Source organism: Paramixta manurensis (genome assembly GCF_013285385.1).
Lineage (GTDB): Bacteria > Pseudomonadota > Gammaproteobacteria > Enterobacterales > Enterobacteriaceae > Paramixta > Paramixta manurensis.
The window spans coordinates 1,823,511-1,836,649 of sequence record NZ_CP054212.1; the positions used below are offsets into that span (position 1 = coordinate 1,823,511).

The 13,139-nt window shown below is 53.7% G+C and carries 10 protein-coding genes; 6 read left to right on the forward strand and 4 right to left on the reverse strand.

The features are described from left to right. Positions 1 to 3: 3 nt before the first annotated feature. Positions 4 to 2,478: a membrane-bound PQQ-dependent dehydrogenase, glucose/quinate/shikimate family gene (locus PMPD1_RS08915; RefSeq protein WP_354292825.1), complete on the reverse strand. Its 2,475-nt coding sequence runs from the start codon at positions 2,476 to 2,478 to the stop codon at positions 4 to 6. Between the two features lie 455 nt (positions 2,479 to 2,933). Between PMPD1_RS08915 and PMPD1_RS08920 the strand changes: the two genes are divergently transcribed. Next, positions 2,934 to 3,656 carry a YoaK family protein gene (locus PMPD1_RS08920; protein WP_173633701.1) on the forward strand — a complete coding sequence of 241 codons (723 nt, stop codon included), beginning with the start codon at positions 2,934 to 2,936 and terminating at the stop codon, positions 3,654 to 3,656. 33 nt (positions 3,657 to 3,689) lie between these two features. On the opposite strand, the gene PMPD1_RS08925 is transcribed toward PMPD1_RS08920, so the two are convergent. From PMPD1_RS08925 to PMPD1_RS08935, 3 genes are all read right to left on the reverse strand, one after another. Continuing rightward, positions 3,690 to 5,192 carry a SulP family inorganic anion transporter gene (locus PMPD1_RS08925; protein ID WP_173633702.1) on the reverse strand — a complete coding sequence of 501 codons (1,503 nt, stop codon included), beginning with the start codon at positions 5,190 to 5,192 and terminating at the stop codon, positions 3,690 to 3,692. Between the two features lie 192 nt (positions 5,193 to 5,384). Then, positions 5,385 to 6,779, reverse strand: coding sequence for an amidohydrolase family protein (locus tag PMPD1_RS08930; protein WP_354292827.1), 1,395 nt, complete (start codon positions 6,777 to 6,779; stop codon positions 5,385 to 5,387). Between the two features lie 109 nt (positions 6,780 to 6,888). After that, entirely contained in the window at positions 6,889 to 7,743 is an 855-nt protein-coding gene (locus tag PMPD1_RS08935) for a LysR substrate-binding domain-containing protein (protein WP_173633703.1), read from the reverse strand. Positions 7,744 to 8,010: 267 nt separating this feature from the next. Between PMPD1_RS08935 and PMPD1_RS08940 the strand changes: the two genes are divergently transcribed. The 5 genes from PMPD1_RS08940 (at position 8,011) to PMPD1_RS08960 (ending at position 13,125) form a co-directional block, all read left to right on the forward strand. Next, a complete protein-coding gene (locus PMPD1_RS08940) occupies positions 8,011 to 8,442 on the forward strand; it encodes a MarR family winged helix-turn-helix transcriptional regulator (protein ID WP_354292829.1) in 432 nt (143 codons plus the stop codon). Between the two features lies 1 nt (position 8,443). Beyond that, a complete protein-coding gene (locus PMPD1_RS08945) occupies positions 8,444 to 10,120 on the forward strand; it encodes an MFS transporter (RefSeq protein WP_173633705.1) in 1,677 nt (558 codons plus the stop codon). Beyond that, the gene (locus PMPD1_RS08950; RefSeq protein ID WP_173633706.1) at positions 10,117 to 11,214 is read left to right on the forward strand and encodes an HlyD family secretion protein; all 1,098 of its coding nucleotides are present in this window, start codon (positions 10,117 to 10,119) and stop codon (positions 11,212 to 11,214) included. Before PMPD1_RS08945 ends, PMPD1_RS08950 begins: the two co-directional genes overlap by 4 nt. After that, a complete protein-coding gene (locus PMPD1_RS08955) occupies positions 11,211 to 12,587 on the forward strand; it encodes an efflux transporter outer membrane subunit (RefSeq protein WP_173633707.1) in 1,377 nt (458 codons plus the stop codon). Before PMPD1_RS08950 ends, PMPD1_RS08955 begins: the two co-directional genes overlap by 4 nt. A gap of 151 nt (positions 12,588 to 12,738) precedes the next feature. After that, complete coding sequence (locus PMPD1_RS08960; RefSeq protein ID WP_173633708.1) at positions 12,739 to 13,125, forward strand: hypothetical protein; 387 nt, start codon at positions 12,739 to 12,741, stop codon at positions 13,123 to 13,125. Positions 13,126 to 13,139 lie beyond the last annotated feature (14 nt).

A 13,139-nucleotide genomic window follows, 5' to 3' on the forward strand; every position in this document is an offset into this window, starting at 1 on the left:
GGTTTAATTTGGCAAGGCGTATGCCTGCACATAATCGCCTTTCGGCGTTTCCATAAAGTGATGCCCGGTAGCAACAATCACGACATATTCACGCCCATTTTGCGTATAAATCATCGGGCTTGCCTGCCCGCCAGCCGGAAGCGGAACCGTCCACAGTGTTTTACCGGTTTTCATATCAATGGCGTGCAACAGGTCATCCGTTGCTGCCGCAATGAAAATCAGACCGGATGAAGTCACCGCAGAACCGCCATTATTCGGTGTCCCGATACTGATCGGTAAACCGGTTGGCATATTAAAGGGTCCGTTACGACGAGCGGTACCAAACGGACGATCCCACAGAGTGTGACCATTACGTAAATCTATCGCCCGGATACCACCATACGGCGGCTCTTTACATAACATACCGGTAAACGGCAAACGCCAGCCGGCGTTCACATTCACGGCATAAGGTACGCCAATCTGTGGATCGCCAGCACCCTCTGCGTGACCATGATCATGCGGGTTGTAGACGATTTGATCGCGTGGTTTCCAGCCCATAGCGTCCGCTTTGGCTCGTGGAACCAGAATATTGTAGTTAGGCATATCGTTGTAGTTAGCAATCAGGATACCGCGCGTCGGATCAACCGCCATGCTCCCCCAATCGGAACCTCCGTTATACCCCGGATACTCAATGTAATGCCGGTCTGCCGTGGGTGGCGTATATTGGCCTTTATAGCTCGCCTGCTGGAACTGAATGCGACAAACCAACTGGTCAATCGGTGTCAGACCCCACATATCCTGCGGTGTCAAATCAGGCTTACTCAGATGGTTAAATAGCGAGTAGGGCTGAGTCTTGGCACGTATAGCAGGCTCCAAACCGCCGCCCGGTACCGGGCGCTCTTCAACGCCGAACAGCGATTTGCCGGTACGACGATCGAGCACGTACGTTTCGCCCTGTTTAGTGGGCACCACAATCGCCGGGGTTTTCCCGCCATCTTTTGCCGGGTAATCCACCAGCGACGGCTGCGCGCCCTGATCGTAATCCCATACGTCGTGGTGAGCGGTCTGGAATGACCATACTGGCAAGCCGGTTTCTACATTCAGCGCCGTCAGGCTAACCGCATACTTATTTTCCGCTGCGGTACGGGTGCTGGCCCAATAGTCGCCCGAGGCGTTAGCAACCGGCAGATAGATCATGCCTAACTTATCGTCGCCGGTAAACGAGGTCCACACATCGGGGGAACCGCGCTTCCAGGCGTTCGGCCCGGTTTTAGGATCGGCGGTATCCGGCGCGGCGGCATCCCAGGCCCATTTCAGTTTACCACTGCGAACGTCATAAGCCTTAATCACGCCAGGAGGACCGAAGGCACGCTGTCCATCAATCACCTGGTGACCAACCACCAGCGTATCGCGTACCACCACCGGAGCGGAGTTGATCGCGACATAGCCTTCGTAGATTTCGCCCATGTTTTCGGCAAGGTTAACGGTCCCATTGTTACCGAAATCTTTACACACTTTGCCGGTTTGCGCGTTCAGTTCAATCACGCGAGCATCCAGGGTACCGAGAATAATGCGCTTATCGCAGTTCTCATTATTCCCGTCATTACCCGTCGGCAACGCAGCGGCAGGTTGTGCGCCAGATGTCGCGGTAATATGGCTATTGGTTTGCCCATCAAAATAGGTGAGACCACGACAAGCGGCGGTATAAGGAATGGATTTATCGCTGACTTTCGGATCATAACGCCATTTCTCTTTTCCGCTAGCGGCGTCAAGCGCAATCACCATGTTGCGTGGCGTACACACAAACAACGAATCACCCACTTTAATCGGCGTATTCTCTGCGCCCCAGCGAGTATCCGGAATATCACCGGTACGATATTGCCAGGCGAGCTTCAGTTGTTTGACGTTATCCGGCGTAATTTGTTTGGTATCGGCAAAACGTTGCGAAGCCAAACTACCGCCGTAGGTATACCAGTCGCCGCTATCCGGTTTCGAGGCTTTACCGTCGCCGGTATCGGCAACAAAATTGTCTTGTCCTGCTTCCGGTACATTAGTGGCTTCGGTCACGTTATGCGGCACAAAAGCCAAACCGACCGCGACAAGGAACACCAGTGAGAGCAGGCAGCCTAAAGTCCGCGCTGCGGTGCGGCTGACACCGGGGCGGATAGAGGGCAGCAAGAAAGCGAAGGCGATCGCCAGCAGCAGTATCACGTCGAAACGCGGCACCCAGCGCCAGTAATCTAAACCGGATTCCCAAATCGCCCAGATGAGGGTGCCAATAAAAACTAATGCAAACCAATACACCGCGCTGCCGCGCCGCATCAGTAACAAAACACCTGAAATTACACAGCCAAGACCGGCCAGCAGGTAGTACCAACTCCCGCCGAGGGTGACTAGCCATGCCCCGCCTGCGCCAATGGCCAGGCCAAATAAAATGAGTACGATCGCCAGAATAACAGAGCCTGCGCTCCGACGTGGCGTTGCAGATGCAGCGTCCAAGATTGCCTCCTAAAAAAACAGGGTGATTCGATCTGGTCAATTGCTCTTTAATCGGGCAATTGACTGATTGCGATGTTAACAAAATTTTATCGACATGTGACATTTATCAAAAAAAACTGCAAATAAATGACAGAGATCACGTGGAAGCACCGGAATTTTTTTCTCACGCCATCTGTGAGGCTCCGATACCACGGTGCGAACATATCGGTTGCTGTGGCAAAAACCAGAGTGGTAATTTATTGAAATGTAATAAAAATAAAATTCATTTCCTGCCAGATACTGGCGGGCATTGTGCGTAAAGAAGCGTCAATAAATCTCTAGTTTAGTAATAAAATCGGCCTGTTACTAAAAAGTGCCGTTTTTTTCTTATCGCGGCTCCCTTTGAAAGGCATAACTTGTTTCGCGATATTTTTAGGTAGAACATAGCGATAACTTCTTTTGCTACGAGTTCAGTGATGTTGATTCGCGAAAATGATGCGCGCACTTTCAATACCGACAGCCGCTTAGCGGCGAGCCTGGCGTTTGTGGCTGGCGCGCTGAATACGGCGGCGTTTGAGGCGGTGGGTTTTTTCTCCGCCAATATGACCGGTAATGTTTCTTCGTTGTCTGACCATTTGGCGCGGGTCAATCTACACGGCGGGCTGTTTTTCTTTGAAATTGTTTGCCTGTTTATTCTCGGCTCTACCTTCTCGGCGGTGCTGATCAACCATGGACGCCGCCGCCAACTACGTTCGGTATACGCGATTAATATCCTGATTGAAGCGCTGCTGTTGGTCGCGCTTGGGTTGATAGAAGTCGCGCTCCCGCTTGCGGCGCCGGGTACGTTGTTGATTCTGAGCCTGAGCTTTTTAATGGGCCTACAGAATGCGGTGGTCACGCGGATTTCAAACGCGCGCGTTAGAACGACGCATGTCTCCGGCACCTCTACCGATATTGGCATTGAACTGGCGATGTTGTTCGATATTGTGCGGCGTAAAGAGTCGCCGAAAGACGCGCCAATCTATCTTCAACGTCTGATGTTGCACTGCTCAACCGTGCTGTCATTTTTGGCGGGCGGCATTGTCGGCATCTGGCTTTATCGGGCGATGGGGTATGCGTTTTTACTGGTGATGGGCGGGATATTGCTGCTGCTGGCGATTAACTCGTTGCTAAAAGTGAAAAAACTCTCGGTCTGTTAGACTCTGCCGCCGGGTGAGGGCGGCAGAAGGGCGTTATAAATTGCCGCTCAGACGCTGATGGAAGTCGCTACTGCGTAGATCGAGCCCGACAATAGTGACCTGAATATCATAACGGTGATAGCGGTTTTCAATCGCGTCCAGCGCGGCAACGCTAGAAGCATCCCAAATTTGCGCATGGGTTAAATCAATCACCACTCGCTGCGGGTCTTTTGCATACATAAAGTGTTCAAACAGGTCATTACTGCTGCCAAAGAACAACGGACCACGCACCACGTAACGTACCGACTCGCCATCCTCGCTAAGGTGACGTTCAGCATGGATCACATGCGCAATACGGCGAGCAAACAGCAACACGGCAAAAATCACGCCGCCAACCACGCCAATCGCCAGGTTACCGGTCCAGACGGTCGCGGCCACGGTGACCACCATCACCAGTGTTTCTGACAGCGGCATACGTTTTAAGGTGGCTGGCTGCAGGCTGTGCCAATTCAGCGTTTTGATCGCCACAATCATCATAATCCCCGCCAGGGCTACCATCGGAATCTGCGCCATGACATGACTTAAACCGGTCACCAATAACAGCAGCACCAGGCCGGAGGCGACGGTTGAAATACGCGTGCGCGCTTTCCCCAACTCAACATTAACAATGGTCTGCCCAATCATGGCGCAACCGGCAATCCCGCCATAAAAACCGGCAAAAATATTGGCAACGCCCAACGCCTGGCACTCACGGCGTTTGCCGGAGGGCGTATCGGTAATATCGTCCACCAGTTTGGCAGTCAGGAGCGATTCCATCAGCCCGACAAACGCAATACTGAGCGCGGTAGGCCAAACGATACTTAAGGTCGAAAGATCCAGTGGAACCGCCAGTTGCGTCAGACCGGGGAGACCCGCCAGCATTGGGCCTTCATCTCCGACGTTCGGCACGCGCATGCCGCTAAAAAGCGCGATCGCCGTGACGACGACAATGGCGATAAGCGGTGAGGGAAGGGCTTTTATGATGCGTGGCGCCAGCAGGACGATGGCTAAGGTGAGGGCGAACAACAGCCAGACAGTGACACTTTGCCCATACACGTGCGGCACCTGAGCGAAAAATATCAGGATCCCCAATGCATTAACGAAACCCAACATCACCGAGCGCGGAATATAACGCATCATGCGTGCCAGCCCGGCGAGGCCGAACACAATTTGGATCAGGCCCGCCAGCACCACCGCTGGTAAAATATAGGCGACGCCATGGGCATGGACCATCGGCCCAATGACCAGCGCAACAGAACCGGCGGCGGCGGTTACCATCGCCGGACGACCGCCTAATATCGACATAGTTAAGCACAGCACCACTGAGGCGATCAGGCTAACTTTAGGGTCAACGCCCGCAATCACGGAGAACGAAATCACCTCAGGGATCAGGGCCAGCGCAGTGATTACGCCAGCCAAACATTCGCGGGTAAAGAGTTTAGGTGAACGTAACGCCGCGGCGAGCGTCAACGCACTGTCGGCATGCTTCTCCGCCGCCGTTTCAGAAAGTGTGGTCATAAAATTTGCAGGCTCTGGTTGTCTTACCGCCACAGTGCGGTGTCGCCTGCGGCTTGGTCGATGAGGTTATATCCCACGCTATTAATCGGTGGGTGCAGGAATGTTACCGAGCCTTGCGCAGAGTTACCAGCCCTGCGTTGATGATAAGGCCGTTAGTCGGCGTGGTCATTAACCGCCTGACCACGCCAAAAATCAGGCGCGCTGTAAAGAACCAAAAACTAATTTACCCCGGTGGAAGGTCGCTTTAACCTCGGCAATACGCGCCACGGCTTCGGCTGAGCAACTGGCATCGACCAGCATCATCTCTGCCTCCTGGTTCACCGCCGGCCACTGGCGTTTGCCGTGATCATCCAGCGGCAAAACATTACCGGTGGCGATAGCCAGCGCGCGCGTTAGACCAAACTCGTCCGACAGACGATAGAGCTGAGCATACAGATTGGCTTTTTCTAACATACTGCCGGTGCCAAACGGTGACCAGTGATCGACCACGCTATCGGTGCCGGTCATCACCAATACGCCTTTTTCACTGAGTGCCGGCAGCGGCATCGAAAGCGCGCCAATTGGCACTGTGGAAGCCACGCTAAACTGTTGTGCCGACAAACCTTCAATAACGTTATTCAGTTCATTACCATTCAGCGTAGAAAGGGCGAAGCCGTGGCTCAGCGTTACCTTGCCTTTCAGCGCCGGGTTTTCCGCGACGGTTTTAATCATATACTTAATCGCCGCAACGCCAGCAGGCGAGGTTTCATGGAGATGGATATCCACCCCACGCTGGCTATCAAGCGCAATTTGGAACATGCTATCCAACGATTTTTCCATCGCCCCATCGACGTTAGTCGGATCGAGCCCGCCAACATACTGCACGCCCATTTGCATCGCTTCACGCATTAACCCTTCAACTTGAGAGTGCAGCAGCCCGTGTTGCGGAAAGGCGACGATCTCACAGCTAAAATCTCCCCGATGTTTTTCCAACGCACGCTGTAAATGTTCAAGACTTTTCAACCCACTGACCGGATCGATATTGCAGTGGCTGCGCGCCACGGTAGTGCCTTTTGACTGTAATAAGCCAATAATCGCTTCGGCGCGCTGCTGTGAGGTGGGAAGCAGTTGCGGTATCAATACCTGCTCGCGCGCAATCATATCCATAATAGTTTTTCCTTTACGCGGCAGCGGCGCACGCCAGGGACCACCGTAAAAGGTCTTATCAAGGTGAATATGCATATCACGCGTGGCGGGCAGCAGTAACCCTCCTTCGGCATCAAAAACCGGTAGCGCATCGTTATGTTGGTGGCTCATCTCGGTAATCGAGATGATTTTCCCCTGCTTAATTTCCAACTGCCACAGCCCGGTGCGGGTCGCGACAATATCGCCATCCTGTTGCTCAAACCCCTCCTCAAGACGCACATTGCGTAACCGATAATGATCGACGCTAATCTGGTGTATGCGATTCGCGTTATTGCACGCGTCGGAAGCGGGAGAGTGTTGAGCGGCAGAGGCCATACCGGCAGCGAGCAGCGCGCTACCGGCGGTAATTTTTGCGGAATGCGAGAGGAAGGTGCGGCGGCTGGCAGATTGCAGATGTTGCACTTCAGTTTCCTTTTGTCAGCGGTATCAATATTTCACCTTAAAAGAACTGCCCAACCCGCGCTGTGATATTTCCCACTGCCACCCAGTGGGAAAAGCACTAACCAAGCCATTAGTTCAACTGACAATGGGTTTTTAATTGCTCCGCCAGCGCTAATTGCGCGGGCGTGGCGTTATCATGCCAGAACAGCGCCAGTTCAAAATTATCAATGGTTGGCAGGCCGTGTTCCGCGCCCAGTACCCGGTGTTCAGGCAGGCGGCAACTGGCTGGCAGCAACGTGATGCCGAGGCCCGCCGCGCTGGCGGCGACCAGTGCCGCCAGACTCGCACTGCTATAACTAATACGCCAGGGACGCCCGAGCGTATCCAGCGTTTGACACAACTCCTCGCGATACAACCCATTCATTGGGAACAGCACCAGCGGCACCGGCGTTTGCTCAAAAGTTGGATGCGCCGCGCTATCCAGCCATAACAGCGGCTCCTGACGTACCGCCCTGGCTTTTTCTCCCCGCGCTTGCTTCAACAAAATAATATCTAACTCTTCCCGTTTCCACGCCTCGCGCAGCGCATTACTTAACCCACTGGTCACATCCAGCCGCAGGTGCGGATGGCGGCGGCTAAATGCGGCCAGTAAACCGGTCGTTGGCGCGGCGAAATCTTCCGGCAGGCCCAGCCGTACCACACCATCACGCCATCGATCGCTGAGCGCGTCATGCGCTTCGCCATTCAGCGCGATGATCCGTCGCGCATAGCCTAGTAACTTTTCACCCTCTTCGGTAAGCTGAACCTGATGTGATGAGCGTTCAAGTAGCGGCTTTCCTACCAACTCCTCCAGCCGCCGTACCTGCTGACTCACGGTGGATTGGGATAACCAGACACGTTCGGCGGCGCGGGTAAAGCTGGCGGTTTCGCACACCGCGATAAAACTCAGTAATTGTTGTGGGCTAAACAGCGGTAAACGATTCATTTTTCCACTACCGTATCACTTATTATTGGTTTATATAATAATAAGCCTGCCAGCGGGGGAGGCAAATGAAAAGTTAGCCGCAGCGTTTTAATTAATCCGGCGCTTGGCTTGCCGCTGCGCCACAGGCGAGAGAGCGCAAAATAAGCTTAAGCAAATGCAATTTTTTGCACAAAGATATTTCCATTACTCCCTTCACATCGGCTTTTTCCTTTGCGTATAATTAATATCCTTATTTAGATAGAACTCTAATTATTAGGTGCCTATATTTTGGACCCGACTTGGCCTCACTTCTCACGTTTATTGCATCTCACCGCGCATGCTTGGCGGTTGGCGCTTGAGCGGCGTTTGAAGGAGAGCGGTTTAAGCATGAGCGGCTGGCTAGCCGTCGCCACCATTGCCAGCGAAAGCCAGCCCATCACCCAGAAAGCGCTGGCGCAAACCTTAGGCTTGGAGGATGCCAGCGTGGTGCCGCTAATTGATCGATTGGTAAAACAACAGTTAGTGGAACGTGTCCAGCCAGAAGAGGATCGCCGTAAGCGCCTGCTGCATGTAACCAGCCAGGGCAATGCGTTGTTCAATAAAGTGAAAGTTGAGGCGGATGCATTGCGGCTTGAGCTGCTGGCGAATATTGACCCGGACGAATTGGCGACCACGCAACGCGTATTACAACAATTATTGGCTACCCTCGGGACGGTTTAACGTGGCGAAAAGCAACCCTTACACGCCGCATCAGTGGCTGCCACACGAAAAACCGACGCTGCCCGGTTCGCCGTCGACACCGATCCATCCGTGGAAGACGCGCATCGCTTTCGGTCTGATTGGTCTATTGATCTCCATTACCGGCGCTTTAAGTAACGCGCTGGTTACCGCTAATCTAACCAATTTACAGGGGACGTTCGGCGCATGGTCCAATGAGATTGCCTGGCTACCGGCGGTGTATGTCATGGGTAACATCTCCATTAACCTGTTGCTGGTGAAGTTTCGCCAACAATTCGGCCTGCGTATTTTTACCGAAGCATTCTTGTTGTTGTATGTGCTGGTGGCCTTTTTTCATCTGTTTGTTAACGATCTCAGTTCAGCCATCATCGTGCGTACCGCACACGGTATGGTTGGCGCGGCGCTGAGCTCACTCGGGATCTATTACCAAACCCAGGCGTGGCCGGCAAAGCACCGTATGAAGGCGCTGGCGATTGGTATTAGTGCCTCCCAATTGGCAATCCCACTGGCGCGCCTGTTCTCGACCGGGTTATTGCAATTACAGGAGTGGCGCGGGCTTTATCTGTTCGAACTCGGGCTGGCGATGATCGCGCTAGGGTGCGTGTTGTTACTAAAACTGCCGCCGGGCGACCGAATTAAAGTGTTTGAAAAGATGGATTTTGTCACCTTCATTTTGCTGGCACCGGGCATGGCGTTGGTGTGCGGCGTATTGTCGTTAGGGCGCATTGAGTGGTGGTTCAGTACGCCGTGGCTGGGTATCTGCCTGGCGATTGCGCTGGTGCTGATTGTGGCGGCGATCGTGGTTGAACATAACCGGAAAAATCCGCTGATTAACACGCGTTGGCTGAGTAGCGGCTCGGTGGTGCGGCTCGGTATTGTCATGATTATGATGCGAGTGGTATTGGCAGAACAGAACACCGGGGCGATCGGTTTTTTACAACAACTGGGGTTGCAAAACGACCAAATGCGTGGCTTGGCGTGGGCGATTATTGCTGGCGTCATGGTTGGGATCGCCGCCAGCGCCTTAACCATTAAGCCTACTCATCTTAGTTGGCCGATTGTGGTTTCCCTGTTGGTTATGATGATTGCGTCATTTATGGATGCCCACTCATCGCCGGTAACGCGTGCCAATAATATGCTGTTCAGCCAGTTTCTGCTGGGTTTTGCCAGTACCTTTTTCCTGGCGCCCGCGATGTTACTCGGCATTGGCAATGTGGTGACCCAACCCAAAAATCTGGTCAGCTTTGTGGTGCTGTTCGGGATGAGTCAAAACTTGGGAGGCTTAATTGGCTCGGCTATTCTGGGCACCTTTCAAACCTGGCGCGAAAAATACCACTCCAGCCTGTTGGGCGATCAGCTTTCGTTGCTGGACCCAAACGTAACCGAGCGGCTCAATCAATACACCGCCTTATTCAACAGCCAACTGGGCGATAGCGTTTTACGCGGCGCCCAGGGCGTGGTGCAGCTACAGAATGCCGCAACGCTACAAGCCAACGTGTTGGCGTATAACGATACCTATTTACTGACCGCCGGTATGGCGTTCTGCACCTTGATTTGGGTGCTGTGGCGCCTGACGCGGCTGCGCATTATTGCTCGCCGTCAGGCTGTTTCGACCACAACGATTTCCGCCACCTCTGCAACCCGCACGGAGAAACAATGAGTCAGCAGGAAGAGATGCACGCCGCCGAGCGTGAAAGACATAATAAACTACGCATCCTGTCAATTGCCTTCGGTAGCGGCATCGTCATTGTCGGCGTACTGGTGATTTTATATGCGTGGCAACTTTGGCCGTTTACCAGCGCGGTTCAGAGCACTGAAAATGCCTATGTTCGTGGTCAGGTCACCTTTATTAGCCCCCAGGTGAGCGGTTATATCACCGCGGTGAACGTGGTCGATCTCCAGCCGGTTCACAAAGGTGATGTGCTGATGACGATTGATGACCGTATCTATAAGCAACGTGTCGATCAGGCCAAAGCGCAGTTGGCGATGAAGCGGGCGGCGCTGGCCAATAATCAACAACAACAGCGCAGTGCGGAAGCGGTTATTGTTCGTAACCAAGCCGCATTGGAAAATGCCAAAGCGCAGGCGGTAAAAAGCGGGTTGGATCTGAAACGTGTTGAAAATCTGGTGTCGGACGGTTCGTTGTCGATACGCGAACGAGATGCCTCTCGCGCGACGAATAGCCAGGCGGTCGCGGAAGTTCAGCAAGCGAAAGCCACGCTGGAAGTGTCACGGCAGGACTTACAAACCGCGCTGGTTAATCGCGGGTCGCTGGAGGCCGATGTTGCGAACGCTTTGGCCTCGCTCGAACTGGCGCAAATAGATTTGGATAACACCCGTATTATTGCGCCGGATGAGGGGCAGCTTGGGCAGATTTCGGTACGTAAAGGGGCCTACGTTACCGCCGGTACGCGTCTGACCTCGGTGGTGCCAGAACAAAAATGGGTTATCGCCAATATGAAAGAGACACAAATGGCGAACATCCGTCCGGGACTGCCGGTGACCTTTACCGTTGACGCGCTAAATAATGAAAAATTTACCGGGGAAGTGGAGTATATTTCGCCGGCGGCCGGATCGGAATTCAGCGCCATTTCGCCAGATAACGCTACCGGTAACTTCGTGAAAATCGCACAGCGTATTCCGGTTCGCATCAAAATTACTGGCGATAACGTGGCACATTTGCGACCGGGAATGTCGGTTGAAGTGGATATTGATACCTCGGCGGCGGCCAAAAACGATAAGGGGCCGCAATGAGGCTGCGACTTCGCGACATGCTGACCGTGTTGGCATTCACCGTAACGGGGTGTGCCACCCACGTTGAAAAAGCGCCCTCTTCGTTACTGATCCCACCCCAGTGGCGCAATCACGTCGGCCCATCTTCGCCGGTTGAAGCGAGTTGGTGGCGTGCGTTTAACGATCCCTTGCTCAACCAATTGGTTGAGCAGTCATTGCGCCATAATACCGACATTTTAATTGCCCGTTCACGGGTTGATCAATTTCGCGCGCAGTTACGGGCGGCTCAGGGCGATAATTATCCGACTCTGGATGCCGGCGCTGCGGTAACCCGTGCGCGTACGCTTTCTGCCGCCACCGGCGTGCCCGGCGATAATACGGTGTATCAGGGGCTGTTGCAGGCGAATTATGATGTCGACTTGTGGGGCGCGCGCAGTAGCAGCATTAATGCGGCCAAAGCCTCGTTAGCGGCGCAACAAGCGGCGGCCTCCGCGGCGGAATTAACGGTGGTCACCTCGGTGGCGTCCGGCTATCTCTCGTTGTGCGCGTTGGATGAGCAGCTACGTGTGACGGAGGCAACGCTGGCCTCGCGCGAGAATTCGCTGAAACTGGCGCAGCGCCAATACCAAACTGGCTATACCTCACGCCTCGAATGGGTACAGGCGGCATCGGAATATCAGGCGGCGAAAGCGCAAATTCCTCAGTTACAACACCAAATCACCACCCAGGAAAATGCGCTCAGTATTTTAGTCGGCATGAACCCGCGCGAAATTGCGCGCAGCGCCGGTTTTGATACTATTCTGCCGCAGCAATTGCCAACGGTGCTGCCGTCGGAATTACTACAGCGACGCCCTGATATTGCCCAGGCGCAGCGTGAATTGCTGGCCGCCGATGAGACGTTGCAGTCCTCCAAAGCCAAATTACTGCCCTCGCTCAATCTCACCGCCAGTGGCACATTGCAAAGCTCGGTCTTGCATCAGCTTGCCGAAAACCCATTCCGGCTTTGGAGTGTTGGCGGCAGCGTGTTGGCCCCCTTGCTGAACCGTGAAGCGCTTACCGCGCAGGTTGATGTTTCGATGGCCGGGCGGAATCAGGCGCTATATCGTTATGAAAGCGTAGTACGCCAGGCGTTTAGCGAAGTGAACAACGATATTGATGCAATTTCAAGGACGCGCCAGCAGCTGGATGAGCTGGAAAAACAGCAGGCCATCGTAACCGATGCGCTACGTATTGCGCATAACCGTTATCAAAATGGCTACGCCTCCTATCTTGATGAGCTGGATGCGCAGCGGACCTTATTCAGTACGCAGCTTAGCGTGGTACAGCTTAAAAACAGTTTGCTGCTAGCACAGGTGGATCTTTACCGGGCGCTGGGCGGAGGTTGGCAGCCATGACTACGGCGGTAAGCCTTCACAATTCTTAGCGTAAAGTGCTATTATGCGCGCGCTTCAAATTACCGAAACCAGGGGGACGACAGGCTGGAATCCGTGCCAAACATACGGTTTAGTCTGCGGCTGTACCGGGGAACATTGCACAGGGAATACAATGAAAAAAATATCTGTCATTGCGCTGGTGGTTATTGTCAGCGCATTAGCCGGTTGCGCCCGTACTGCGCCGGTTCTTAATGTTAAACATCCTATTACACAGCACTATAGCGATAACCAAGTTAAAACAGCGATTCTGGAAGCGGGTCTGGCGCGCCATTGGGTGATGACGCCGACGGCGCCAGGGGTAATTACCGGGCGTCTTACGCAGCGTGAACATTCAGCCACTATCCGTGTTGATTACAGCGCGACGCAGTACAATATCACCTATGTCAATAGCGAGAATCTGCTGGCGGGGCACGGTGATATTCACCGCAATTACAACCGCTGGATCAATAACCTCGACCAGGATATTCAGCTACGTCTCTCCGCGCAAAATCTGAAGTAATCTATAGGGTGCCG